The sequence below is a fragment of the Mycobacteroides chelonae genome (genome assembly GCF_016767715.1).
Classification (GTDB): Bacteria; Actinomycetota; Actinomycetes; order Mycobacteriales; family Mycobacteriaceae; genus Mycobacterium; species Mycobacterium gwanakae.
On record NZ_CP050145.1, the window covers coordinates 2,976,807 to 3,003,204 of the forward strand.

Below are 26,398 nucleotides of genomic sequence, written 5' to 3' on the forward strand. Positions count from 1 at the left end.
TCATTGGAGGGCCTCGGGGGCGGTTTTGATCACGTCGTCCCAGAGCGGCCGGAACTGGAACCATCCGGCGGCGGGGGTGCCGATCTGGTTGTAGACCGAGACGGCGGTGTCATGGTCGATCGATCGTGGTTCACCAGCGGCCATCGCGAGCAGCTGCGCCTGGCAGGAGCGTTCCATCGTGATGAACCACCAGGCGGCCTCCGCCACCGAGTGGCCCACGGTAAGCAGCCCGTGATTCTGCAAGATCACCGCCTTGGTGGACCCGAGCGCGGATCCGATCGCCCGGCCTTCTTCGAGGTCGCTAACCACGCCGCGGTAGTCGGTGTACACCGCGTGGTCTTCGTAAAAGGCGCATGCATCCTGCGTGATGGGCAGTAGCGGCTGCCCCAGCGATGAGAACGCCTTGCCATGTATCGAGTGCGCGTGCGCCGCGGCGATCACATCGGGCCTGGCCTTGTGCACCTCGGAGTGAATGCAGAACGCCGCCCTGTTCACCGGCCGGCTGCCGGTGATCACGTTGCCGTCGTGATCGACCTGGATCAGGTCGGACACGGTGATGTGCCGGAAGTTCATGCCGAAGGGGTTCACCCAGAACGTATCGGGGAACTCCGGGTCCCGGACGGTGATGTGCCCGGCCACCCCTTCGGAGAAGCCGAATGCCCCGAATATCCGGAATGCGGCTGCCAACTCACGCAGTCGGCGATCACGCTCCTGCTCGACCGTCGCCGCCGGGGCCGGACTCATCGGGACGGCATCGGCGGAACCGACCATGTACGCGGACAATCCCTCGTCCACCACAACATCTCCGGAGGTCATGTACCCACCTTTCAATACATATCTGTATCTGATGATCACAAGCTACCCCCGCTGCGGAAAACCCGTCAAGAGGAGCTGCATCCGAAGATGCTGGCACGAATAATGCTTGATTACAGATCAACCAGATGACTGATCGTCGCGAATCGCCCTACCGCCATCTCGCGGTTTCTCCAGCTATTTTGCGTGCACTCACTGTAGGATACGTATCTGTATCGAAAATACGTTTCACGGATCACACCACAGAAGGGGCGCCCATGCCGACCGGTTCGACGCGCCGACGCGAACAGACCCGCGCCCGCCTGATGGAGGCCGCACTCGACGTGTTCGCCGACCGAGGATTCCATGGCGCCAGCATCGAGAACATCTGCGAAAAGGCAGGATTCACCCGAGGCGCGTTCTATTCGAACTTCACGGGTAAGGATGAACTCTTCTTCACCCTGTTCGATGCCAGCAGCGACCAGCTGATCGCCGCGCTGCGGGCAGCGCTGGATAAATGCCGCACGAGTCCCGACCCCATCAGCACCTTCATCGCCACCATCGACGACAAGGGGCCTGCGCAACGCCGCTGGTATCTCATCAGCATGGAGTTCACGTTGTACGCGATCCGTGAGCCCAGCGCCGCGGCGGTGCTGGCCGAGCACGATGCACGGCTGCGGCGCGAGGCCGCCGGCATCATCAACGAACTGATGACGATCGCGAAGCGGGAACTGGTCATCGATGCCGAGCTCATTGCCCGGCTTGCCACCGCGCTGCGTGAAGGTGTGGCCGCACAGTTCTACGTCGAACCTGAGCTGGCCGAGACACGCATGCTGGAACGCCTGGCCTTCCCCGCCATGCTGCGCGCGTTCTCTCAGCCCGCAGGGTCGATAGCCGGTATCGAATAGCGGTGCCGCCTACCCGGTGACGCCCCAGACCTCAAGCCGGTTGCCGCCCTGCCGCTTGGCGGAGTACATCGCATGATCGGCATCGGCGACCAATTGCCCAATGAGGTTGTCCGGAGCGGTATTCGACGTGGGCGATGGGCAGCTGGCAAGCCCGACACTCACCGTCACCGTGACCATGCCATCTAGAGATTCCGAACCTGCCCGGATCTGCTCGGCGACCTCTCGCGCCTGCGAGGCGGGCCCGAGTAGTGCGACACAGAACTCCTCCCCGCCAACACGCCCAACGACGGCGTCGCTGCCCGAAATCGCCTTGATGTGCGAGCCCACATCGGCGATCACCTGATCGCCGACACCGTGCCCAAAACGATCGTTGATCTGTTTGAACCGGTCGATGTCGATCATGATCACGCTCAGCTCAGATCGATCAGCTCGTGCCGCCTGGGCCAGCGTCGTCGACTGATCATCGAATCCTCGCCGGTTGTGCAGGCCGGTGAGCGGGTCGATACCGGCCGCCCGGGCATCACTGGTGAGCGCCAGCTGTGCGAAGTGGATGATCGGCGGCACCCCAACCAGCAGCGTCGCGGTGACCACCGAATCCGCCATGGCCACGGCCCACCCCTGCTGCAGATCAATCGCAATCGCGAGGAAGGTCAGTGTGGCCAGAGATGCAAGCAAGTACAGAACGATGAGCCGTGCGCCGTGGAAGGAACATATGTAGATCGCCATCAGAGACAAGGAGATAAGGCCGTGCATGCCGGTGCCCCTGTCGGAGTCCGCGAAGCAGGCGATGCACACGGAGGCAACCGAAGTAACCGAAAAGACCACAGATTCGGATTCCTTCGGCAGCGGCCCTAACCACCAGCGCAGCATCCAGAAAAATGCGAGCAGGCTGGCCAGAATGTCGAGCCACCGCCATACACCCGTACGCGGCCCCATCGGCGAAAACTCCATCGCGAGTGGGATGAGAGCCAGTGCGCCGGCGCATCCGCCGACGGCAGCACGCAGCGCCACACGCATGGAGCGCGTCGAGAAGTAACCCATCATCTGGTCGTAGCGTGACGGCGAGCTCCACCACCGTGTTAGGTCACCGAGAGGCAACGCGCTCGTGACCCCTCCGGTGCCGGTGAACGCACCCATGTATCCCCTATCGTGCTTCAGTTCGTCCCGACCGAAGCAAGTATGGCAACACACGATCCCCAGAGTGGCAAGGCCGCCCTCACGCGACGACGACCTGGCGTGGTGGCGGCCGTGCACCCACATGTCGTACATGCCACAAACCGTTGTAAATCCGGCCGGTCTACTGAAAACCTTTTCCGGAGCTAATCAATAGGCCGGGCAATGCCGGCACGAAGGAGCACACGAACTCACTATGATCTCGATTCCGGTCTCGGCGAGGAACTTGTTCGCCCTCACTCTCGGCGACGGGGTGCGCCCACCCACACCAACCAGCCATGTTGCCCTGTTCGACGAGCCACACCGCCAGTTGCGCCGTTACGGCACTGACGATCCGCGCGAGTCCAGCGCTGTCCCAGTCTTGTTGGTTCCGCCGCTGGCAGCGTCGGCGACATGCTACGACCTAGCACCGGGTCAATCACTGGTGGCGCACCTACTCGAGCAGGGTCGCACGCCCTACGTCGTCGACTACGGTGAGATCGGCTGGGCAGATAGACATCTGGGTCTGGAAGCCTTCTTCGCCGACATCATTCCGCAGGCCATCGAGCGCGTGCTCATCGATTCCGGCAAGGCGCAGCTGGACCTGATTGGATGGAGCCTGGGCGGCACCCTGAGCCTTTTAACCGCCGCAGCCGACCGCGGGTTGCCGATCCGCTCGATCGTCGCCATCGGCACCCCGTTGGACTACGGACAAATCCCGGGATATCCCGAAGCACGCCGAATCACCAAACGCACCAACGGCTATGCCGTCACCACGGTGTTACGAGCGCTTGGCGGCATTCCCGCACCAGTGGTACAGGCCGCCTACCGCGCCACCTCGTGGGACCGAGAAATCAAACGACCCTGGTTCCTCCTGAACAATCTGGACAACACCGAAGCGTTGGCCAAGGCCGAAGTGATCGACCGGTTCCAGGACGCCTTCCCCGGTTATCCAGGACGGGCCGTCTCGCAGATGTGGGGACGATTCATCTATCACGATGAGATCGCCGCGGGCGTGGTCAATGTGGCCGGTTACACCCTGGACCTGACGGCGCTGACGTTGCCGATCCAGCTGTTCGGCAGCCACCGTGATGCCATCGCACCGTGGCAGTGTGTGCATCACGGCATGACGATGCTCAAGTCTGCGGACGTTCGGTTCACCACGGTGGAGGCAAGTCACCTCGGACTGGTGGCGCTGTCGGCCGGTGTCAACGAGACGTGGCCAGCCATCGATGAGTTCTTGGCCGAGTTGGACGGGCGCGAGTAAGTCGCCGGCGTTCAGCGCCAATCCACCCGCATGAGAACGCGCGTGGATTGGCGGAACCCAGCCAAGGCCCTTCGCTGTCCGCCTCGCAGTCAGGAGCTTGTGTACCTCTGGAGTGCGGCGCTGACAATCGTGGGCGTCCGATTGGGCATGCTGAGTTCTCACGAGTGCAGGACATGACTTCTCCGCCGCGTGCAGAGTTGAAGACCTCAGCCGAAGCTGTCCAATCGCATCAACCGCGCGTCGGCAACGTCACTTCACCACCCGGCCTTATCCCCGCATAACGTGTGCATTCCATCACCGGGAAACACCAACCATGAAATAACCGGCTCAGCAATGGTTTTAAGACTGCAACGGCTGGCCGAGTGGTTGTGCTGTTTTCGTCCTGTGGGTGCTGTACGCGACAGCTGCCGATCCGCGGCCAATGTTTGATCTGCCCGCCGATGCCCGCGAGATCGCCCGCCGTGATCTCGCCGAACGGTTTGCGCCCTACGTCAGGTCGGTCCGGACGCAGATCCCGACCTGACGTCCTCGCACCGGCGCACCACGTGGGAGAAGGTCCGCGAACAAGGTGATCGACCTGGCAATGGCGATTTGCACAACTCGGCGCAGCGGAATGCGCTGAAGCGGGGCGGTGAGATCGCGTGCCGGTCAGCCGAGCGAGGGCAGCAGCAGCGGCTGTAGTCGGTAACCGGGAGGCTCGGTGCCGTGTAGATGCCGCACAAAATAGTCCCAGGTGCGACGTAGCGAATAGTGCAGCCAACCGTACAGCGAGTGCTCGGCACCAGGAATCATGATCAGGTCGAAGTCTTTGTCCGCCTTGATGAGTGCATCGGCCAGCCGCATCGTCATGTACGGGTGTGCGTTGTCGTCGAGTTCACCGTGGATTAGCAGCAGCTTGCCTTTCAGGTTGGCGGCCAGCGTGGTATTCGAGATCGCTGCTTGGCCTTCGGCGCTCAGATCGCCGTGGTAGTGCTCGGCCCACATTGCCAGGTTAAGGGCGTTGTCATGATTGCCCGAGACCGCGACGGCCACCGAGTAGAAGTCCGGATACTGCAGCACGGCACGCGCCGCAGCGAACGCGCCCGCGGACTGTCCCGTAATCCCGACTCGGGCGGTGTCCAGCCACGGATACCGCTGTCCGAGTTCGCGGATCGCGGCGATATGGTCGTCCAGGGCGCCGGCGTTGCCGAGATCTCCATAGGAGTGGTCATGAAATGCCTTGCTGCGCCCAGCGCTTCCACGACCGTCGATGGCCACCACCGCGAACCCGAGCGCGGCCAAAGCCTCCGGTTCGCCATAGTGCGGCGGGTTGAACGTCGGTGCGGCGCGGTAGAGCTGCGGCCCCGGATAGATGTGTTCGATGATCGGGTACGTGCGGTCCGGGTCCAGATCGTGCGGTCGCCAGAGCAGACCGTAGATGGAAGTCTTACCGTCCGCTGCGGTTGCCCGGAACCGCTCCGGCGGTTGCCAGCCCAGAATCTTCAGGTCGTCGGTGTCGGGCGTCTCCAACTCCACCACCACCTGACCATCCCCGTCGAGTACCACCGAGCGTGGCGGCAGGCTCGGGCTTGAGGCCCGATCCACCAGGTAGCCGCCCTGCGGCGGGCTGACCGCGTCATGATCCAGCTCGTCATCTGTGAGGCGGGTGAACCCGTTGCCGTCCAGTCCGATTCGGCAGAGCTGCCGCAGATACGGGTCGGCCTCGACCAGACCGTTGGCCGCGAAGTACACCTGTCGAGCCTTTTCGTCGACCCATAGCAGGCTGCTCACCAGCCACGGCCCGGCAGTGATCTGGGTGACCTGGGCGCCGTCGGCCGAATAGAGGTACAGGTGGCCCCAACCGTCGCACTGCGACCACCACAGGATCTCGCCGGTGTCCAGCACGTGCACCATGTGCGGGTCGCCGAGCAGCACGGTCGGGTCGACCCGGGTCTGGCCCGTCTCGGTGATTAGCGTGCTGACCGCGCCGGTGGACGCGTCGAGGCGACACAGTTGCAACGTCCGGGCGTCGCGGGATTGGTGCAGGTAATGAACGGCGTCCGCGCTCGACCACCAGGCGTAGACGAGTGCGACATTGTGCATGATCGGTGTCGGCTCGGCCCGCTGCCGTACGACCGTGCGTTGCTCGACATCGAGCACGTTCCAGGTCATCGTTGCAACAGATTCCTCGCCGGGCATCGAGTAGCGGGTGCGGTGTTCCAGCGGCCGGCCACCGTCGGCCGGGCTGGATTCGACGAGCACCAGTTCGGGCACCTCGCGTTGATCGATGCGCGCAACCAGGATTCGGGTGGAATCGGGCGACCAGTGCAGGATCATCGGCGCCGGAATACCCAGTGCACGCATCAGTGCGCGTCCGCCGGTGGTGTCCGGCAGGCCGCCGTAATCGAAGTAGGGTTCGGCGTCATCGGTGAGGGCATGCTCGGTGCCATCGACCCGGCTGCGGACCCAGATATTGCCATCGCGGCGGAACGCATCCCACCGCTCATCGGGCGAAGGGACCCCGCCAGGAATGGTTGCGGCAGTGTCAGATTCGGTGCAGGCGTTGTCCGCCCATTGCCAATTCCGGCCGAACGCGCTGAACAGCACCGCGTCGTCAGCCCGAATTTCCACGGCCACAATCGGTAGATCGGCACCGGTCACCGCCTGCCCAACTGCCGCCGACAGTGCGGCGGCCAGCGCGTCGTGGTCGAAGGCGGCACGACGAGTCCTCGCAGCGGGATCGACCGCGACGTACCGCGTTCCGACGCGGTACCAGAATCGGGCACCGTCGGCGAACCACTGCGGTGTCAGCACAGTGCCCGGCACCCGCCGTGCCCGAGAAGGGAAAAGCATCTGCTCGGCACGCGCATAATCAGAATCGGTCAGCAATGTCGTCACACCAGGCATCCAACACCCGGACGTAACGGCACAGTCAACACCGACTTGACCGCGCCGCAGCGGCACAGCGAGCCCCGGCAGTCAGTATCCGAGGCCGTGATACAAGATGCCCGCACTGTTATAGGCGATGTGCACCATGACCGCAGGCCAGATCGAACCTGAGCGCCACAGCAGAACACCATTGGCCAAACCGATCATGAGGGCCAAAGGCATCACGGCGTTGATCCCATGTGCCACAGCGAAAACTGCCGCGCTGAAGACCACGCTGATGCAGCTCCCCCAGCGGAACAGGAAAGTCGCAAGCACGCCACGAAACAAAGCCTCCTCACCGAGCGGCGTCAAGATACCGCCAAGCCCCACTGCCACGATAAGAGGCACTGCTCCCGACCGAGCAGCATCACGGTAGGGCTGCTTAACACCCTCCGACCCCGGAAACAGCGGATCAAAAATCGCCGAAACCGGCCAACTAAGCCCGAAGCACACCAGGCCGATGACGACGCCGGTCAGCAGCCACAACAGACTCGTATGCCGCAACCCGAACGGACGGACATCACGAATCCGAACGAGGACCGCAGCAGCAAACGCTCCCAACGGCGCAAGCCCTGAAATCAGGAAGTTCACCTGTCCGAGGACAATGGGGAAATCTTCCGCCACGAAGTATGCGGCCACGCCGCCCACTAGATACAGAAAGACAGCGGTGGCCGCAGCTACCCCCAGTTCCAGCCAGCCGGGCCGCGCGGGTCCGCTCGCCACGCCGAAGTGCTCTACAACACTCATGGGGCGGAGTATCAGCTATGCCCTCAGGGCACACTCAAGCCTCATCGCGCCGTGGCGCTGCCATAAGCGAGTCAAGCTCTTATTGCACTCTTAATTAGTGCGGCGCGTGGCAAAGCAGAAAAACTCTCCGCCCTGTACTTCTTCTGTGGCCCCGGCTGGGGTTCGAACCAGCGACCCCTTGCGTGTGAGGCGCCTCCCATAAGGTCTACGCAGGTCGATTCAGCCTAGGGAAGTCCATCCAGCAGTATTTTTAGTCCAGGGCAAGCAGGTTCGTCTGTCCGTTGTGGGTCATCGGTGGGCCATCGCGGGTTGTTGTTCGCCTCGCTCCCCTCGCCTTCGTGCCGCAGCCACAGCAGCCCGTCACCAAAGGGTTTCCTGGTGATGCTCATCCACCAGCCGCACCGTCCACCCCTCGGCTCCTGTTCAATTTTCTTCTGGATGATCAACACGTTCCCGCCACAAACACAAAGCTCTCAGTTCAAAGGTCACCAAACCCTGGCCAGGCCAGCAATCAGTTCGTACCGGTCTTTTTCAGTGTTGTTGAGCAAATCGTGAACTTTCTCTGCGCGTGCGCCCACCCACCATTTGCACATTGTTTTAGTGACGTCGTATCGAGAATAACGGAGAATGGCTTCTCAATTGGGTAAGATTGGATATCATCGCAACTCACTTTTGTTGCGAACCAGGTTTGACCGTTAGCCATCTTTACGCAATCCATCCGACTCCAATTATAATCGAGACAGTAGGTAAATTCAACTTTTCCCGTTCGCGAATAGTAACGCTGATCAGCATCGGATACACACTGGTCGGGAGTAGTAGCGACTTGCACTATTCTGTAGTTCGCTTCACGCGATCCGCAGGGTAAGATCTGAGCGAATGGATTATCGGGCGTTTTACCTGAGAGATTGACACAACCGCCTACGCCTTCGCCCGTTCCAACAAATTCACCGGGAATCTTATCGAAATCCGCTAGCACCTTATTGCGCGGAGCTGCCGGCTGGGTATTTGTCGCACAACTGCGAATAGTTATCCAAGATACACATACCAGGACAACTACACCAAATACGGCGAAACCACGTCTAGTCAGTCTCGATAGATCTTTCGGCGCATTCGGATCATCCACGATGTGTGTTGGAAAGACGATCAATCCCGCGAAGGCCATCACGAACGACAACAATCGCACCATGCCAATACCAATGTAAGTTCCGGCGTATTGACCTTTCGACGCAAGGTACCAGGTGCTCCAAACATCAAGGCACAGCGAGAGCGCCAACAGCGAAACAGAGGCTACCGAGGTCCATCGCACAGTAGCCGGACGCGGCCATCTATGCAGCAACAGAACCCCCGCAATAGCAGCCAGGACGAAGAGCCAGCGTGGCCAGCTCAGGCCATAACTGGACAGCAGTCGGACTGTGATCCAGTAAGTTAGCGTCAGAACAACGGGGACGGCCCATTTCATAAGTTTCCTCTTATTTATCATTTATGGGCAAATTCCACGACTAGGTAGTATGACTTCGCGAATCCCTTGCATATCGCTTGATCTGGACCATTGCCCCAGGTCGAGGGTGACCATTTTTCCACCGGAAAAGCAACATCACAGGCCTCGAACAAATCATTCTGAAACGCAACGTTGCACGCATGGTAGGTACTATCGTGGAAGTTGTTGTCTTCATGTTCATAGCACATATCATGTCGTGCACAGGAATAGGCGAAATCTGCTCCCGTGGGGTCGTCTTCTGACTTTGTGCAGTAGTCGTGGAGAGATTTTTTGTTCGGGTCTGTCACCTTGCTATCAGGATCATAAATATACCCGCAGGGCATCATGAAGACTTTATCTCGACTGACCGATTGTCCAGGGTAGAAACTTGTGTCGCAGTTTCGATCAAATTGCTTGATCCTCTCAGGGTCGCATTTTCTACAGGTGCCGTCAGCACTGGGTATATCTCGCTGAAACCCCGTTAATTGAATACCGCTTCTAGTCACGCCGTCAAACCTCGAGGGAACAAAGGCAGAACTTGAAGCGCTCATCACACAATCCAGCATCCGATCCGTGTCTTGATTCCCGTCAGATGGTTCCGGCTCTTGCGTTGCCGATGGCTTCGACGTTTGAGGCTGTTGAGTTTGCGTTGGCGCCTCACTTGGCTGCTGCCCCTCCTGAGGCGACTGTTGCCCCTGCTGCGGTGAACCCTGCTGGGGCGCTTGATAGTCGGGGTTCGGTTCACCCGGCCCCTGGGTGTATTCCGCCGGTCCATGATCGATCGGCTGCTGTTCTCCATTCGCCGCCCGCTGCCATGTGCCGTCTGCGTTTTGGCCCGGCTGCAGGCCCTGCTGCGGGCCATTAGCCTGCCCTGGCTGCTGGGGAGCACCCTGAGCTGGCGTGTTGTAGATGTTGACGCCGCCGTTCTGGTCCAACGGCGGCTGATTGGCACCCTGGTAGTCCAGCTGCGACGGCATCGAGGGTGGCTGGAACTGGCTACCTCCTCCGGGAGGTCCAGTCATCCCGCCGCCACCGGGGCCAGTTGGCCCTGTAGGGTCGGCGCCCACGGTGGCGACTGTGGAAAACCCGCTACCCGGTTCAGTGTGATCACCTAGTACTTTGGCCCCACCTACGGCCAGAGCAGCGATCGCGATGACCGCAGATGCTCTACGTAACCCAATCGGCATGCGCCACTTATCACTCATGACCATGAGAAGGCCTTTCCTATCCCGTGCACTGTTGCCGGACTCGCCGACGGAAACTGGCCGCTAAACTCATCGAGTTCGTTGTATGACATGGACTTCCAACTGATTGACGGCGTCACTGGCAATACCTGTTGTTATTTGAGGGCAGCCTGCGGGTATCGGCCGCTGGCGTGATGGGCTGACACAGGGGCCCGGTGAGCATGTTGGCTTTAACCCAGGCCACCTCATCGCTCGCCACGTGCTGGCAGGCGTCATAGTCGTCGCCTTGCTGTCCGAATGTCGAAACGCAGTTGGTGGACATGTTGGCGAACAGGGTGTTGTTGCAGACATCCGTCGAGGTGTTCGACGGGGTGGCGTCCAGGCACATCTGCTGGCGCTGGCAGGACACGGTGAAGTCTGCCGCGCGCCCATCGGCGGACCGGAATTCGTTGGGTCCGCCCTGACAGCCACCGCTGTGCCGCTGTGCGTAGAGCGCCGGGTCAATGCCGGCGGGCCGATAAGTGCCTGCAGGGTCAGTAACGTAGTCAACAGGTTGGGTGATCACCTGCGGCGCGCCGACTCCACCGGGCATGCCGCCCCAGTCCGCAGTCAGCGCGCCGCTGGTGGGTGTGTTTGAGGCACGGTAGGAGAGGGTGATCTCGATGGGGAAGGCGAAGATGTTGGCCTCGCCCAGGTTGATCAGAATGTTGGTCTGGTTCGGAAAGCCCGGACCGATACCCGGTGACACCGTGACGGGGGCACCCTTGGAGTCTCGGGCCACCGGAATGGAGAACGTGCCGACGACCGTTGCAGGGCGACCTGGGTGAGGATCGGTTTCCACCAAGACGACATTGGTGCCCTGACGTAGGTGCGTGCCCTCAGGGATGCGCACCCCGACCTGCATATCCGACGGCGAGAAGATCGTCTTGCGACGAATCACAATGTCACCGCCGCCACCGGAGAATGGGATCACCTCGTAATCAACGTCGTTGGAGGTATAGGTGGCCCCGCCATCTCCGGACCAGGCCGCGGCTTGCAGCGTCATCTCGCCCGGTAGGTGGATCGCGATGTTCTTGCCGGCCCAGGTGGTCGGGAAGAAGATGCCGTCCTTGGCGAACATCGGCACCGTGAAGTTCGACAGCTCGCGTGCGGCCGCTAGAGGCTGGCCCATGCCGTTGCCTTCGCCCTGCGGGGCACTCGACGAGACTTTGGCTCCACCAATGTTGTTGATGCGCGGTGCATCCTGGGGCATCTCGCGCGGCGCTGGCAGCGGTGCAGGCGTCGGTACCGCCGGATCGGCATGTGCCCGAACGATTGCCGCACCCGACCCCTCGGCGGGTATCACAACCAACCCAGCAGCAAGAAGTATCAGCGCAATTCTGAAAACTTTAGTCATCACAGGTCTTTCGGCTCGCCGTAGACGGTTTGGGTGTCATTGCCGTTCTCGGTGCGGATCCGGAAGGTCGCGAACGATTGGATCTTGACCTGGCCGCCGCAGCCGTCGGCCTCCACGTTCTGGTTACGCACCTGTGAGACCGCATGCATGTTGCGGAAGTTGATCCGGTCCATCGGCAGCTGCGCCAAACCGCCCGGCTTGAGCAGCACACGCATATAACCGCCGATGTGCTCCTGGGCACCCACCGAGGCACCACCGGAGACGCCGCCGAAACCGCCGCCCTGACCACCACCGCCGCCGGACCCGCCCTGCCCGCCGCCATACGCTCCGCCATACGCCTGCCCATTGAGCTGCTGGCTAAGCGTCAAACCGAGGTCACCGCCCAGTTCGACACCCGAGGAGGAGTCGGTGCGGCAGCCCACGAAGTACCCGGTCTCCAGCTGGGCATCCTGAATAACCGCCGAACCCGCACCCGAGATCGTGGCCTCCGCGCGATACGACACCCGGGCTTGCCACGAGTTGCTTGCCCCCGCGATGTTGTCGATGTGATCGATCACCTCATTGGTCATCGTCAACCCGACCGTCCACCCGTCATCGGTCACGAACTGCTGATGCTGATCCGGCATCACCTGCGGATCGGCCAACGCGGGGGGCAGTGCGCTCAGCAGTGTGGCGGCAACCAGCGATGAGGTTGCGAGCGTCTTTCGTGTCGTTATGGGCACGAGCGACAGCATTAAGTGCCTGGAGGGCGCTGACCAGTGCAGTAATCGTCATATGAGTAGCACTAACACCCTAAGGAGCGGCCAGAGGCAGGATGCAGATTGGTTAGCGAGGTGACTCAGTCGACACTCCCCTCGTCACGCCGACGTTGTGCTCCAGAAGCGGGGGCATCAGTGCCACAACATCTTTGAAGAACCGCTCAGCGCCCACGCATGCCGACCGGAGTCGCCTTGCTAGAGAGCGACCAGCAGTCGATCTCGGATCGGCGTTTCCGTCGCCTCAACAACTTCCGGGAGTAACCCTGCTGGGTTCGGAATGTGCCGTTGTTGTGTAAGGCGTGACTGGTCATCAGCGGGAAGCAGGTCCACGCGGTTGGGGGTTTTCCATAACTCGATGGATTGAACAACCCAATAGACACCGAACTCCACGACCAGCGCGATCTCCAAGATGATGAACCAATGGCTCCATGTCCTCAGTACGCCGTGTAGCACCGAAACCACAATCAACGTCGCGATCATGGTCGCCGCAATGACTTGGTAGAGCGCGTGATACAGGCGGCGATGCGGGCATTTCGTGTCATCTTGACGGCTAACGAGGAACGCGGTGATGGCGACGGTGACGATGATTGCCAGGAACATCAGTGCGGCAGCGATCTTGTGGGCGTGCGCGTCGAAGAACGGCCGGAAGAAGACCAACGCAATAAGGCCGCCGCCCATGATCGCCCGCGAGACGTACAGCGACACTGTGCCCAAGACGCTCTTGGGCCGTACCGTGCCGGTGCGCCGGTGCAACCACCAGGACACCGCGCGCGCAAGCCCCAGGGCGATGACAACAGCCCACACGTTGTCGGTGATCGCGTAACTGACGTTGCCGTCCACCGGCAGATCGTGACTGCCGCACAACAGGACTGGTCGATTGTTGGGAACCATGGCGACAATGAAGGCCAACACCCCCGACAGAGTCAGTAGCACGTCCTCGGTGTCGCTACTGCCCTTGTAGACGATGAGTTGCACGCCGATGCCGCACAGCGCTGCGATGAATATTCCGTGCGCCGTGGTGAAGTAGTAGTCGCTGATCGTGGCTTGCCAGCACGAGGCCATCATCCGCTCGCCGCCCACCGCCACACCGAGCATCACAATCATCACGACCATGCCGGCCCGCAAGTATCGGTAGGTCTCCAACGTCACATCGTGAGTGTGTGGCGTTACGCCGTCTGACATTGTCATGTGCTCCTCCCCACCGCAGGTTAGCCGATCAGCCGCCAAGCCCTGTGGTTCAACGCTTTTCCGCCTCCGCGAGCAGGCTATGGAGTGCCTGCCTGTCCGAATCAGTGACCGGGCTCTGCAGGATCAGGGTCAATGACGGGTACTGAACCAAGCGGAGCTGGGCAAGGTCCAGATGGATCTCGCCGACAAGGTGGTGACGGATGACGTGCCGCGGCTCGGTAAACGTCCCCACCTGATAGTCAGACCACCGCTCGCGGAAGTAGGGGCTGGATTCACTCAGCCGCGCCACCAATTGGGCTAGCTGAGAATCCTGGGGGTTACGGCCAACCACCGCACGGAATTGAGCGATCAGCGCCTGTGCACGCAGGTCCCAGTCGACGACGAGATCACGCAGGCCTGGGTCGTTGAAGAACAGCCAGAGCAGGTTGCGCTCTTGCGTGGGAATGGTTTCCAGCTCACGCCAGATCTCTCCGTACACCAGATTCCAGGCACAGATGTCGAAGCGTTGATCGATAACGCATGCGGCATTGGGCAGCAGGTTCGCGACTAAGCGCCCGAGGCGTGCGTCCAACTCCGACTCGTGAATGGGGTCAGGCAACGCATGTTGAGGCAGCGGGAGATTCGCGAGTGCACGCACGTGCCGGTGCGCGGCCTCCTCGAGGAGTAACGCCCGGGCAATGCTGTCGATCACCTGCGCAGAAGTGCTCACCACCCGCCCCTGCTCTAGCCACGTGTACCAAGCAAGGCCAACCCCGGCAAGCTGGGCAACTTCCTCTCGCCGCAGGCCTGGGGTGCGCCGTTTTCCGATAGTCTCCGCTAATCCGACGTCGGCGGGCTTGACGGCCGCCCGGCGCGCACGCAGGAATGCACCTAGTTCAGCGCGCCGCGCCAACTCGCCTCCCGACATGCCAGCAACTTTAACTGAGTATTACTGCCACTCCTATGACCATTGCACTACTGGTTAGCCACCGGCCCCCTGCCCAGACTTGGCGAGAACGACCCCTGGCCGGGCCGCTCACCCATAGGCACGTAGCGGACCGTACCGAGACAGTCACGCCTGTGTCCATGACGTAACGGTGCTGAATAGGAATTGCGAGACTATGGTTGGCGAACAGAACTACCAGGAGGGGCTCGTGGTGCCGAAGAAGATCTTGATTGTCCTGTCGGAGTTCGGCTACTGGGGTGAGGAACTGGTCGGCCCCGCCGAAGTGTTCGACTCCGCGGGCTATGAGCTGACGTTCGCGACCCCGACAGGAAAGCGCCCCATCGCCCTCCCCCCCAGCCTTGACGAGAACTTTGTCGATCCGCCGCTCGGCCGCGCAGTAACCACCGCCGAGATGGCGGCCAAGGCGAAGGAATGGAATAACTCACCGCGCCTTGATAATCCGGTAAGCCTGCACCGATTGATTCCCGAGCGCCCCTACCTGAGCGATGTGAACTACCTACGGGCGCTCGAGAGGTATAACCAGGATCTTGCAACCGCGGTGGCGGCGTTGGTTTCCGGTTACGACGGCCTTCTCATCGTGGGCGGCAGCGGTCCCATCGTGGATTTGGCCAACAACGAACGCCTACATGCGCTCATCCTTGGCTTCGTCGCGGACGGCAAGGTAATCGCCGCCGAGTGCTACGGAGTTACCTGTCTAGCATTCGCTCGCGATTGGGGCACCAGACGCAGCATCCTGGAGGGCAAGCACGTCACCGGCCACCCCAAGGAATACGACTACAAGGACGGGACCGGGTTCGTAGGTACCGACCTGAACATGGGGCCTCCCCCTTATCCGCTTGAGTACATCCTGCGGGACGCGACTGGCCCGGCAGGTGGCTTCCACGGCAACGTCGGTAGGCGGCTGTCGGCATTGGTGGACTATCCGTTTGTCACCGGCCGCTCTACTCCCGATTCCCAGCTGACCGGGCAGCTCGTCGTGGAGGTACTGGAACACGGATTGCGCCGCTATGGGTGGTAGCCCACTGCGGCCCGCCCGCCGAGCGGTGGTGGAGCAACTTGAGGCGCAGGGCGTGCAATACGTCTTCGGCAACCCCGGCACCATCGAGCAAGGCCTCATCGACGAGATCGAGCATTCCGCCATCGCCTATGTGCTCGCACTGCAGGAGGCGGCAGCCATCGGCATCGCGGACGGGTACGCACGGGCAGGACAACGTTTGGCCGTCGCACAGCTTCACAGTGGCGTCGGCCTGGGCAACGGCATCGGCATGCTCTACCAGGCGATGCGGGGAGGCAGCCCACTGCTAGTCCTCGTGGGCGAGGCTGGCCTGACCTTTGACGCCTTCGAGGCACAGATGGCTGCCGACTTGGTCGGCATGGCAAAACCTGTGAGTAAGAACGTTTTTCGTGTGTTACACCCACAATCCACACTGCGAGTGTTGCGCCGCGCCATCCAGACGGCACTTACCCCGCCATGCGGGCCCGTTGTGGTAGTGCTGCCCGCGGACCTCCTCGACCAAGAGACCGACGAGGATGTCCGCGCGGTATGCCCCCCGGTCACCCGAGTCGCCCCGTCTGATGCGGTGCTGACGAAAGCCGTCGGCCTGCTCAATGTGCCCGGTCGCAAGGTGATCGTGATGGGAGACGGTATCACCGCCAGTGGCGCGCAGGCCGAGCTCGCCCGCGCAGCGGAGGCACTCGGCGCGGATGTGTATGGCGCCAACGATTCCGGGACCAACATGAGCAGCGAGAACCCCAGCTACCGTGGGCAGCTCGGCCATATGTACGGCCAGGACAGCACCCGGCTACTTGCCGATGCCCGGTCGGTTCTGATTGTCGGTACCTACGTCTTCCCCGAGGTGTACCCGGACCTGCACTCGCCATTTCATCCGGACGCGAACATCGTGCACATCGATTTGGATGTGTCATCGATCGGGAAGAACTTTCCCGTAGACCTCGGGATTCTCGGTGACCCCAAATACAGCCTGGCGCGCTTACTGGCCATCCTCGGCCGGTTCTGTCCCGACCAAAAAGATGACGCTACACAGACTTTCACTCTTCCCGAGCTCACCAGCACTTCACCGCTGGAGGCCGTCATCCGGTCAATCGCCGTGCAGGCGCGCCACCGCCTCGTCTTCGATGAGGCACTGACATGCTCCCCGCTCGTCACCCGCTACCTGGCTTCACAGACACCTGGGGACTATCTGCTCACCCGCGGCGGGTCGTTGGGGGTCGGCATACCAGGAGTGGTCGGGGCCAAGTTCGCCTGCCCCAATCGCGAAGTGATCGCCTTCACCGGCGACGGGGGTGCGATGTACACACCGCAGGCACTGTGGACCGCACACCGCTACGGGCTTGCCATCAAGGTGGTGATCTGCAACAACCAGCGATACAAGCTCCTCGATAACAACATCGAACACTACTGGCACACCCAAGGAACTCCGGAACACCAGCACCCCAGCTCTTTTGGGCTAGCGCCCTCAGTGAATTTCGTGAATCTTGCACTGTCGATGGGCATACAGGCGCAGCAGGTGGAAAAGGCAAGCGACGCCGAAGACGCCGTTACCGCGATGCTCAACCACGACGGCCCCTACCTCATCGACGCGACAGTCTAAACGGGAGCGAATATGGCGACACAGCGACCACTGAAGGGCACCGAGATTGGCGTGTTCATCGAGAGCGACTACATCTACCGCGAGATTCATTACTACGTCGATAGATTCGCTGAAGAAGGCGCCGTCGTGCGCCTCATCACCAGGCTCTGGAGCAGCACACCGCCCACGTTCACCGACCACGACTTCCACATACCACTCGACCTGCCAATCGAGGACCTGCGGCCATTCCTGGGTGAGGGGCTAGCCCAGCTAGACGCCTTGATCATCCCCGGCGGCTTCGTTTCGGACAGGCTGCGCTACTCCGAAGTGCCGGGCGGTATCCCCCCGGCTCTGGAGCTGCTGCGCCAGGCTTTCGGCGACAAGCGGATCGTCAAAGGTATTATTTGTCACGGGCTTTGGCTCTCGGCTTTGCTTCCCGAGCTGATCGCTGGCCGCCCTGTGACATGCCATAACAACCTCGTTGGCGATGCCCGGAACATGGGCGCTCATTACACCGACAGTGATCTGGTCGATGACGGCGATCTGGTAACTGCCCGCACCGCGGACCACCATCAGATTTTCACCGCCGCACTCATCGACAAACTCCGATCGACGAAAGGCCTGGTGTGACATGGTAGAGACATACTCGGACTCGGTGATGGGCTATCTCGACGAGTTACACGAGGACCACCTGACGCTGCGGGGCATCGACGGAGAGCTGCTGCGCCTAGAGATGAACACCCGCACCAGCGTCCAACGGCTGCGCAATCTCGGCGAGGAATACGTCGACGGGACAGCCGATCTATTCGCCGGCCGGGTGCCGCAGAACGCGTTAATCATTGCCTACGGGCCGATCGTCCCCTACGAAAGCGGCACCAGGCGTTACGCCAGCACCATCACCATCGTCGGAGCACTCGACGGCAACCCCATCATGGAGCCCACCTGGTGGATCACGCAGATCACACAGATCGCCAACTTCTATCGCAATGCACAGTTCGGCGACGGCCCCATCGACTTCCAGCAGTACCGCACCAACCTGGACCGCTCGGGCCGCAAGCACGGGGATATCCAGGAAACCGCGGTGCTGTCCCGGCTCATCTACGGCATGGCATCGTCCTTCTTGCTGACCGGCAACGATGACCATTTAACGGTGGCCACGGCGGGCTGCGCTTACATGCTCGAAAACATGCGGATGTCCGAACTTGCAGGGGAGCGCGATCCCTTCGGGAAGGAAACCCTCTGGTATCACCGTCTTGAGGTCACCCCCGGTCAGACAAACAAGATACTGGCCTCCCAGTTCCCGGACGACCGCGGTTCGATCCCCGCGTACGAACAGATCTACGCGCTCGCCGGCCTCACCCAGACCTACCGGGCTACAGGTGATCCCGCGCTCCTGGAGGCCATCCAGCAGACCGTCCGGCTCTTCGATATCTATTTCAAAGACCCCCTGCTCGAGGGGTACTACTCACACATCGATCCTGAGACCTGGGGTTCGCAATCATCGCGACTGGGGCAGAACAAGGCGAAAAAGAACTGGAACTCAAACGGCGATCATGCTCCGGCGTACTTGTTCAATCTCTACCTGAGCACCGGCGACCCTCAATACCTGGAAATGCTCACCTACACCTTTGGCATCATTGCCACACACTTCCCGCAGAGCGGCCTGCGGACCCGTGTTGAGGAAACTCCTTTTGTACGTGAACGATTCAACGCCGACTGGACCGTCGACGAGAACTGGGGATGGCAGCAAGACCGCGCGGTCGTCGGGCACAACCTCAAGATCGCGTGGAACTTCATACGGATGTCGGTGCTCTCCGAGGACCCTCGGCTACTCGGCTATGCCACGAGAATCGCGCACACCATGCCCAACTACGGGCTGGACGTGCGGCGCGGTGGCTGGTACGACGTGCTCGAACGCGCACTGTTCGCCACCGACCGCTTCACCTGGCATGACCGGAAGGCTTGGTGGCAGCAGGAGCAAGCGATTCTGGCTTACCTAATCCTGGCGGCCCGCGTTGACCCCCTCTACGAAAACGAAGCGTTCGAGGCCGCGGCCTTCTACAACGCCAACTTCCTCGATCACGATTTCGGTGGCGTCTTCCCCACCGTGCTGGCCAGCGGCATGCCCTACGGGGTAGGAGAGGAAGGCGGTAAGGGCTCGCATTCGATGGGGATGTACCACTCGGCTGAGTTGTGCTACCTGTCAGCGGTTTACACCGCACTGATGCTCCGGAAGGAGCCACTGTATCTGTGGTTCAAACCCGCACCGGATCAGAACTTCCCGGGCAACATCCTCCGAGTAGCGCCCGACACACTGACGCAAGGTTCAGTCTTCATCGCGTCGGTGCTCGTCAACGGCGAGCTCTACGACAAGTACGACAGCGCCAATCTCACGGTGACGCTCCCCGAGTCCACAACGGGGCTCACCATCCGGGTGCGACTCGACAACGACCCCCGCCACTCCCCCTCCCTCACCCTGGGTATGCATGTCTAGCGATGCGCTAGTCGCACGGCCGGGTAAGGCGTACCCACTCGGCGCGACCTACGACGGCGCAGCGGGCACAAACTTCGCGCTGTACAGCGAGATAGCCGAGTCAGTAACACTGTGCCTGGTCGGGGCCCAGGGCGACGAGATCTCGGTGCCGCTGACCGAGGTGGACGGCGGTATCTGGCACGCCTACCTGCCGGGGATCAGGCCGGGGCAGCGCTACGGGTACCGTGTGGCGGGCGCCTTCGACACCGCCCGCGGATTGCGCTGCGACCCTTCAGCCTTCCTGCTCGATCCCTATGCCAAGGCCTTCGATGTAGGTGACCTTACAGACTCCCCGCACACGATGACGGGCGTTGTCATCGACCCCGCACGTTTCAACTGGGCCGGTGATACCAAGCCTGATCGCCCGTACCACGAAACCATCGTCTACGAAGCACACGTCAAGGGCATGACGGCCGCGCACCCCGCCGTGCCTCATGGACTGCGCGGCACCTACGCCGGAATGGCACACCCAGAAGTTCTTGAGCATCTAACAGCCCTAGGTGTGACCGCTGTGGAACTAATGCCCGTACACCAGTTCATGCACGATGGCTGGCTCCTTGATCGCGGACTGCGGAACTACTGGGGCTACAACACCATTGGGTTCTTCGCACCGCACGCCCAGTACGCGTCCACAAGTACCCCCGAAGACGCCGTTGACGAATTCAAGGCGATGGTCCATGCCCTACACCAGGCAGGACTGGAGGTGATTCTCGATGTTGTCTACAACCACACCGCCGAAGGCAATGAACTTGGGCCAACCGTGAGCTTCCGCGGTATCGATAACCCCTCCTACTATCACCTGGTCGCCGACGATCTCTCACGCTACGAAAACTTCAGCGGCACAGGTAATACTCTCAATGCCGGCCAGCCTTCGGTGCTGCAGCTGATTATGGACTCGCTTCGGTACTGGGTGCTCGAGATGCACGTGGACGGCTTCCGGTTTGACCTAGCTGCCGCACTGGCTCGGGAAGTCCATGACGTCGACAAGTTGTCGGCCTTCTTCGACCTCGTTCAGCAGGACCCAGTGATCAGCCGCGTCAAACTGATTGCCGAACCGTGGGATAACGGCGCAGATGGCTACCAGATAGGCAACTTTCCCGCCCAATGGTCGGAGTGGAATGGGCGCTACCGGGACACCATGCGCGACTACTGGCGGGGCCAGCTCAGCTCGCTGGGAGAGTTCGCCACCCGGTTCGCGGGCTCCTCAGACCTGTACGGCCCGTCTCGCCGCCGCCCCAGCGCAAGCATCAACTACGTCACCTGCCACGACGGGTTCACGCTGAACGACCTTGTCTCGTACGACACCAAACATAACCAGGACAACCCTTCTAACGACGGGAATGACGACAATCGGTCATGGAACTGTGGGACCGAGGGGCCCACAAACGACCCGGCCGTGCTGGCGTTACGGGCGCAGCAGCGCCGCAACTTCCTCGCCACCACCGTGCTCAGCCAGGGAACGCCCATGCTGTTGCACGGCGACGAATTTGGGCGGACCCAGCAGGGCAACAACAATGCCTACTGCCAGGACTCCCCCCTGGTATGGATGGACTGGTCGCTCACGGCTGTCGACTCGGACCTACTCGAGTTCACGCGGCGGGTCATAGCTCTGCGCGGACGCCACCCGGTGTTCCAGCGCCGGCGATTCTTCCGCCCTTGCCCCACCGCCAGTTGCGCAGAGATCACCTGGCTCACGCCTGCGGGCGTGGTGATGCGTGAGAACGATTGGGACGCCGACTGGGCCAAGGCACTCATGGTCCAGCTCAACGGAGATGCCATCCCCGAGCCGGACAGCGCGGGCCTGCCGATACGGGACGACTCCTTCCTGCTGTGCTTCAACGCGCACTGGGAGAACATCGAATTCAACTTGCCAGCAACAGAGCGCGGGCGGTCCTGGGCGGTGGCGCTCGATACCGCCCACCCACTCGGACGAGGCAGCCATACCGCAAGCAGCTCAGCTGCGGTGCCGGCCCGCTCGCTCATAGTCTTCGTCGCACTGCAAAAACCGGACACTATCGATACCAGGAGCACGACGTGACGCCACAAGACAATGACCGCCCGACAGTTGGCCTGTTCGCCGTCAATATGCAGCCGACCGTTCATCCGGCCGCACTCGGGGAAATTGCCACCCTGGCAGAAGAACTCGGATACGACTCCCTCTGGGCTGGTGAGCACGTGGTCCTACCAGACTCCCCTGAATCCGGCAGTCCCTTCGATCCGGCACTCGAGCTCGTCGACCCGCTGATCACTCTCGCCCATCTGTCAGGCGTGACACGAACCATCAAGCTGGCCACCGGAGTAGTTATTTTGCCACTGCATAATCCGCTGCTTCTTGCCAAGCAGCTCGCCTCACTTGATGTGCTCTGCAACGGGCGGCTTATCTTCGGTTACGGCAACGGATATCTTGAGCAGTCTTTCGATGCGGTCGGAGTTCCCTTTGCCGACAGGGCTTCCCGCAGCAATGAGTACCTGAGGGCCATGCGGGCACTCTGGCATACCGAAAAGCCCGCCTACACAGGCAGCCACGTGAGCTTCTCACAAGTCGACGCGCATCCGCGCCCCCTGCAACGCAGCCTCCACACCGTCGTCGGCGGTGCGTCCACGCGCGCCCTACGCGAGGCCGCCACCCATGCCCATGGCTGGTACGCGTGGGGCATGACTCCCGATGCACTTGCTGAGGCCAAGAATGCGCTAGACACCATGGTCCGTAACAACTCTCGCGCAGAGGAGCTGGGCCGAATCCAGATCACGGTGACCCCGCCTCAGGGTGCTACCGTCGGCGCAGCGCAAATCGACGCCTTTGGCGCCGCCGGCGCTGACCGCATCGTGCTCTTTCCCCCAGATGGCCTAACGATTGCTGAATTACGTGCCTTTATCCGGGCACACGCACCAGCGGCGATCGGCGCGATGCCGGCGCCCATATCCACGCCCCGCCACGAGGAGAGCCATGGGCACAGCACAAATCCGTGAGTTCGTCGACCGGTGGTTCAGCCTCCTCAGTGCGCATGCACCGGTGGGCGAGCTGACGGCCTGCCTAGCAGCCACGGGGCTGGAGATGATATTCCCCGAGCGCACGCTTCGCTCCATCGACGACTTCACGTCCTGGTACGCAGCCGTCGGCGAGGCGTTTGCCGACCAGGACCACGATGTCGAGCGAATCGAAATACAGCACCGCCCCGACGAGAACCTGTACCGCCTCGGAGTCAGCGTCGTATGGCGGGCGACCAATGTCGCCGACGGGAAGCTCATCGCGCAGCGCGCGACACAAGCATGGGTTCTTCAGTACGACAAAGCTTCCGGGGAGCCGCGCATTCAGAAGTATTACGTCGTCAAACTGATAGACCTGGAGACAGGCACCTCATGAGAACTGCACCGCTGTTCGTCGATTACGTGGTTGTCGGAGCCGGCTCATCGGGATGCGTTGTTGCAAGCCGACTGAGCGAAGACCCGGCCTGCTCGGTGCTGGTTATCGAGGCCGGGGGCTGGGACGATCACCCTGAGATTCATGATGTCAGCCTCGCCTCAGCATTCGCGCTGTGGGATGCCGCGGGCCCGCCGGACATCGACTGGGGCTACGAGACCCTGCCGCAGGAATATCTCGGAAACCGCACCATACCCATCGCACGCGGCAAGGTTGTGGGCGGCTGTGGATCGATCAATGCCCTCGTGTGGGTACGAGGAAACTCCCGCGACTACGACCACTGGGCTCAAACAGGTGCAGCGGGCTGGTCCTACGCCGACGTACTTCCTTACTTCAGGCACTGCGAGGAGTTCCTTGGGCGCAGCACTGCATGGCGCGGCGGCGATGGGCCGGTCAGCGTGTGGAAACACGCCAATCTGACACCTGCGGCAGAGGCGTTTATTCGAGCCGCCGACGAAATTGGTTACAGCACAGACGATCGTGATTACAACGGCGAGCACCAAGATGGGTTCGGATTCGGGTATCAAACCAATCGCACCAAGATCGGCACGCGGTGCAGCACCGCAACGGGATACCTGCACCCCATCCGTCGGCGGAGCAATCTCACGGTGCTCACCCGATCACAGGTCACCCACATCGGATTCACCGGCGGTGCCGTAAAAACAGTCGAGTATCTCACGGACGGCCAGCGGCGCACGGTACACGTCGACCAAGGCGCAATACTCAGTGCTGGCGCGTTCGAGACCCCAAAACTACTGATGCTCTCGGGTATTGGACCGGCAGCGGAACTGAAAGAACACGGCATTGATTGCCTACATCACACGCCGGAGGTCGGCCAGAACCTGCAAGACCACATTTTCGTGGGCGTGACCTACGACTCCAAGATCGCATACCCAGATGCGGAGCTGGTTTCCGAGGCAGGTTTGTTCACCAGAACCACGCTGCAGAATACCGACTCACCCCCCGACCTGCAGATGACGTTCGGTACTGGTAAGTTCCTTCCCCCCAATGCTTCTTCAGATCAGCTGGCCGGCCCTGGATTCACCTTCGGGCCGGTGGCCATTCAGCCGCACAGCAGAGGAGAGGTGCTTCTCGCTAGCGCCGACCCACTGGCGAACGCCCGGGTGCAGCCGCGGTACCTGTCTGATCCCGCCGATACCGCTGTGCTGATCGAAGGCATCGAGCTGGCGCGGGATATCGTTCATGCCAGCGCATTCGATGAACTTCGTGGTGCCGAACTTGCACCTGGCCCGTCGATGACCGACAAGAGCGAGCTCGCCACATTCATCTCTGCCGCGGCTAGCACGTTATGGCACCCCGTAGGCACCTGCCGCATGGGCAGTGACGATGGCTCAGTGGTCGACCCCACGCTTCGGGTGCACGGCGTGGAGAATCTCTGGATCGCTGATGCATCGATCATGCCGTCGATCACGTCCGGCAACACCCATGCCCCGTGCGTCATGATTGGCGAACGAGCCGCCGAATTCATCAAGAAGGCAAGGAGACTCAATGACTGAGCCCGGACCAGACCCTCAATCTAGGCTCTATCGGCGCTTCCTGGAGTTGTTCAACGCCGGGCGCTACGAGGATTTATCGACGGTTGTTGATGAGCGGTTCATCGCCCATCACGCAGGTTTTGGAAATACCCATACCTTGAGCGCCTACATCGACAGCCTGCGCACGGCCAGAGAAGCCCTAGAGCTCCGAGCCGAACTCGATTACGTGGCCGCGTTCGACGACCGTGTGATCACCCGATGCCGGTTACTGGGGCGGCATGTCGGCACCTTCCTGGGCTACGCACCGACGGGAAGGGCCGTTACCTGGGAGACCCTCGAGATATGGCGAGTGGCCAGCGGCAAGTTCGTCGAACGCTGGTCACAGGATGACCTATACGGCCTGTCCCAGCAGCTCTCCCCCGACGGCGCCAACGTGGCACTCATTAAGCGCCTCAACGACGTTGTCAACGAGCGTCGGTACGGCGACATGGACGCACTGTTCTCTGCAGAGTTCGTGGACCATAACCCCGCGTGGAGCGCGCGCAATCTGGATGAACTGAAAGACATCATCAGTTCTGCCCACAAGGCGCTGGACTTCACCTCGAACCAGGATCTTATCTACCCCGCCGACGGCGGGAAGGTTGTCATCCACATCACGTTTACTGGCCGCCATGTGGGGCCGTTCCTCGGACGCCAACCAACAGGCCGAGCCGTGTCCTGGACGAGCATCGAGGTATACCAGCTCTCCGACGGACTAATCGCCGAACGATGGGTGCAAGCCGATACCGCGGGCCTCATGAAACAACTCGGTGTCCCGCTTCCGGGCGCCTAGAGAGGGAACCAACATGCCTTCATTTCTGATGAACATCAACGTCAAACCCGGCCAGGAGGATGCAGCGCTGGCACAGCTTGCCGAGATACAGCGGCTGGCCCGGGCCGACGCCGGGAATCAGTTGTTCCTGTGGCTCCATCACACAACTGACCCGACGCGGTTCACCCTCTGCGAACAGTGGGATACACAAGCAGACCTCGACAAGCACCTCGTGAACATCTCGCCGGCCTGGGACCGGTTCACTCCACTGCTCGCCGGAACACCTGTCAGCGAGCCGGTAGCGCCGGTGACCGAGATCGATCCACAAAGATGAGCGTGTCATTCGTCAGATGGTCACACGTTGCGCTCAATTGCCGGGACCTGGCCGCGACTGAGCATTTCTATTCCGCCTGGTTCGGGTTCACCCGGTCGCGGGTGTTCGAGTCTCCATACCGCACAACAATATTTCTGAGACTCGGCGACGTGTACCTCGAACTGTTCGGCGGGGTATCAGTGGATACTCGGGTCGCTTTGAGTAGTTCAGCAGACGGCCCACAACACCCCGGGTCCGTGCGCCACATCGCATTCCAGGTGGATGACGTCGACGCACTACTTACGAAAATGGGGGCCGCAGCGGTCGTGACACTCGGTCCGCTGGATTTCGATCAGTACATTCCCGGTTGGCGGAGTGTGTGGCTATCCGATCCGGACGGCGTCACCGTGGAGGTAAGCCAGGGGTACCGAGATGTTCCAGAACCAGGCAAAGCCTTGCTGGACTGATGCCCATTGCCCGACCGATTCCAGCTTGTGAAAAACCTTGTCCT

The 26,398-nt window shown here is 61.4% G+C and carries 24 protein-coding genes; 14 read left to right on the top strand and 10 right to left on the bottom strand.

Going from position 1 to position 26,398, the window contains the following annotated elements:
• Window positions 1–816 carry a class II aldolase/adducin family protein gene (locus HBA99_RS14620; protein WP_070949529.1) on the bottom strand — a complete coding sequence of 272 codons (816 nt, stop codon included), beginning with the start codon at window positions 814–816 and terminating at the stop codon, window positions 1–3.
• Window positions 817–1,070: 254 nt separating this feature from the next.
• Between HBA99_RS14620 and HBA99_RS14625 the strand changes: the two genes are divergently transcribed.
• Window positions 1,071–1,700 (top strand): TetR/AcrR family transcriptional regulator, encoded by a 630-nt coding sequence (locus tag HBA99_RS14625; RefSeq protein ID WP_057966914.1) that lies wholly within the window; start codon window positions 1,071–1,073, stop codon window positions 1,698–1,700.
• A gap of 9 nt (window positions 1,701–1,709) precedes the next feature.
• Here the strand turns inward: HBA99_RS14625 and HBA99_RS14630 are convergent, their stop codons facing one another.
• Window positions 1,710–2,837, bottom strand: a complete 1,128-nt coding sequence (locus tag HBA99_RS14630) for a GGDEF domain-containing protein (protein WP_070931199.1) — start codon at window positions 2,835–2,837, stop codon at window positions 1,710–1,712.
• A gap of 232 nt (window positions 2,838–3,069) precedes the next feature.
• Here HBA99_RS14630 and HBA99_RS14635 point away from each other — a divergent pair, with 232 nt between their 5' ends.
• Window positions 3,070–4,119 carry an alpha/beta fold hydrolase gene (locus HBA99_RS14635; protein WP_070931200.1) on the top strand — a complete coding sequence of 350 codons (1,050 nt, stop codon included), beginning with the start codon at window positions 3,070–3,072 and terminating at the stop codon, window positions 4,117–4,119.
• A 388-nt stretch (window positions 4,120–4,507) separates the two neighbouring features.
• Window positions 4,508–4,642, top strand: coding sequence for a hypothetical protein (locus tag HBA99_RS24945; protein ID WP_268793548.1), 135 nt, complete (start codon window positions 4,508–4,510; stop codon window positions 4,640–4,642).
• A 125-nt stretch (window positions 4,643–4,767) separates the two neighbouring features.
• Here the strand turns inward: HBA99_RS24945 and HBA99_RS14640 are convergent, their stop codons facing one another.
• The 8 genes from HBA99_RS14640 to HBA99_RS14675 form a co-directional block, all read right to left on the bottom strand.
• Window positions 4,768–6,996 carry a S9 family peptidase gene (locus HBA99_RS14640; protein WP_070931407.1) on the bottom strand — a complete coding sequence of 743 codons (2,229 nt, stop codon included), beginning with the start codon at window positions 6,994–6,996 and terminating at the stop codon, window positions 4,768–4,770.
• Window positions 6,997–7,077: 81 nt separating this feature from the next.
• Window positions 7,078–7,773, bottom strand: coding sequence for a CPBP family intramembrane glutamic endopeptidase (locus tag HBA99_RS14645; RefSeq protein WP_070952728.1), 696 nt, complete (start codon window positions 7,771–7,773; stop codon window positions 7,078–7,080).
• Window positions 7,774–8,284: 511 nt separating this feature from the next.
• The gene (locus tag HBA99_RS14650) at window positions 8,285–9,232 is read right to left on the bottom strand and encodes an LppU/SCO3897 family protein (RefSeq protein WP_131822839.1); all 948 of its coding nucleotides are present in this window, start codon (window positions 9,230–9,232) and stop codon (window positions 8,285–8,287) included.
• A 17-nt stretch (window positions 9,233–9,249) separates the two neighbouring features.
• Window positions 9,250–10,461, bottom strand: a complete 1,212-nt coding sequence (locus tag HBA99_RS24860; protein ID WP_081342877.1) for a phospholipase A2 — start codon at window positions 10,459–10,461, stop codon at window positions 9,250–9,252.
• A gap of 109 nt (window positions 10,462–10,570) precedes the next feature.
• Window positions 10,571–11,830 (bottom strand): hypothetical protein, encoded by a 1,260-nt coding sequence (locus tag HBA99_RS14660; RefSeq protein WP_070931408.1) that lies wholly within the window; start codon window positions 11,828–11,830, stop codon window positions 10,571–10,573.
• On the bottom strand, window positions 11,830–12,456 hold the full coding sequence (locus tag HBA99_RS14665) for an MspA family porin (RefSeq protein WP_234714744.1): 627 nt from the start codon (window positions 12,454–12,456) through the stop codon (window positions 11,830–11,832). The genes HBA99_RS14660 and HBA99_RS14665 overlap by 1 nt, the downstream gene beginning before the upstream one ends.
• Before the next feature lie 327 nt (window positions 12,457–12,783).
• Window positions 12,784–13,737, bottom strand: coding sequence for a hypothetical protein (locus HBA99_RS14670; protein ID WP_070931204.1), 954 nt, complete (start codon window positions 13,735–13,737; stop codon window positions 12,784–12,786).
• Between the two features lie 88 nt (window positions 13,738–13,825).
• The gene (locus HBA99_RS14675) at window positions 13,826–14,683 is read right to left on the bottom strand and encodes a helix-turn-helix transcriptional regulator (protein WP_070931205.1); all 858 of its coding nucleotides are present in this window, start codon (window positions 14,681–14,683) and stop codon (window positions 13,826–13,828) included.
• A 193-nt stretch (window positions 14,684–14,876) separates the two neighbouring features.
• Here HBA99_RS14675 and HBA99_RS14680 point away from each other — a divergent pair, with 193 nt between their 5' ends.
• Genes HBA99_RS14680 through HBA99_RS14730 form a run of 11 tightly spaced genes read left to right on the top strand, consistent with a single transcriptional unit; the run spans window position 14,877 to window position 26,354 of the window.
• Window positions 14,877–15,740: a type 1 glutamine amidotransferase domain-containing protein gene (locus HBA99_RS14680; protein WP_199252970.1), complete on the top strand. Its 864-nt coding sequence runs from the start codon at window positions 14,877–14,879 to the stop codon at window positions 15,738–15,740.
• Entirely contained in the window at window positions 15,730–17,334 is a 1,605-nt protein-coding gene (locus tag HBA99_RS14685; protein WP_070931206.1) for a thiamine pyrophosphate-binding protein, read from the top strand. The genes HBA99_RS14680 and HBA99_RS14685 overlap by 11 nt, the downstream gene beginning before the upstream one ends.
• Before the next feature lie 12 nt (window positions 17,335–17,346).
• Window positions 17,347–17,943: a DJ-1/PfpI family protein gene (locus tag HBA99_RS14690; protein WP_070931207.1), complete on the top strand. Its 597-nt coding sequence runs from the start codon at window positions 17,347–17,349 to the stop codon at window positions 17,941–17,943.
• Window position 17,944: 1 nt separating this feature from the next.
• A complete protein-coding gene (locus tag HBA99_RS14695; RefSeq protein WP_070931208.1) occupies window positions 17,945–19,807 on the top strand; it encodes an AGE family epimerase/isomerase in 1,863 nt (620 codons plus the stop codon).
• Entirely contained in the window at window positions 19,800–21,884 is a 2,085-nt protein-coding gene (gene glgX / locus HBA99_RS14700; protein WP_070931209.1) for a glycogen debranching protein GlgX, read from the top strand. Before HBA99_RS14695 ends, glgX begins: the two co-directional genes overlap by 8 nt.
• Window positions 21,881–22,816: a TIGR03619 family F420-dependent LLM class oxidoreductase gene (locus HBA99_RS14705; protein ID WP_070931210.1), complete on the top strand. Its 936-nt coding sequence runs from the start codon at window positions 21,881–21,883 to the stop codon at window positions 22,814–22,816. The genes glgX and HBA99_RS14705 overlap by 4 nt, the downstream gene beginning before the upstream one ends.
• Window positions 22,794–23,210, top strand: a complete 417-nt coding sequence (locus HBA99_RS14710) for a hypothetical protein (RefSeq protein ID WP_070931211.1) — start codon at window positions 22,794–22,796, stop codon at window positions 23,208–23,210. Before HBA99_RS14705 ends, HBA99_RS14710 begins: the two co-directional genes overlap by 23 nt.
• Window positions 23,207–24,784, top strand: a complete 1,578-nt coding sequence (locus HBA99_RS14715; RefSeq protein WP_070931212.1) for a GMC family oxidoreductase — start codon at window positions 23,207–23,209, stop codon at window positions 24,782–24,784. Before HBA99_RS14710 ends, HBA99_RS14715 begins: the two co-directional genes overlap by 4 nt.
• A complete protein-coding gene (locus HBA99_RS14720) occupies window positions 24,777–25,595 on the top strand; it encodes an ester cyclase (protein WP_070931213.1) in 819 nt (272 codons plus the stop codon). The genes HBA99_RS14715 and HBA99_RS14720 overlap by 8 nt, the downstream gene beginning before the upstream one ends.
• A 13-nt stretch (window positions 25,596–25,608) precedes the next feature.
• Window positions 25,609–25,908: a putative quinol monooxygenase gene (locus HBA99_RS14725; RefSeq protein WP_070952727.1), complete on the top strand. Its 300-nt coding sequence runs from the start codon at window positions 25,609–25,611 to the stop codon at window positions 25,906–25,908.
• Window positions 25,905–26,354: a VOC family protein gene (locus HBA99_RS14730; protein ID WP_070931215.1), complete on the top strand. Its 450-nt coding sequence runs from the start codon at window positions 25,905–25,907 to the stop codon at window positions 26,352–26,354. The genes HBA99_RS14725 and HBA99_RS14730 overlap by 4 nt, the downstream gene beginning before the upstream one ends.
• Window positions 26,355–26,398 lie beyond the last annotated feature (44 nt).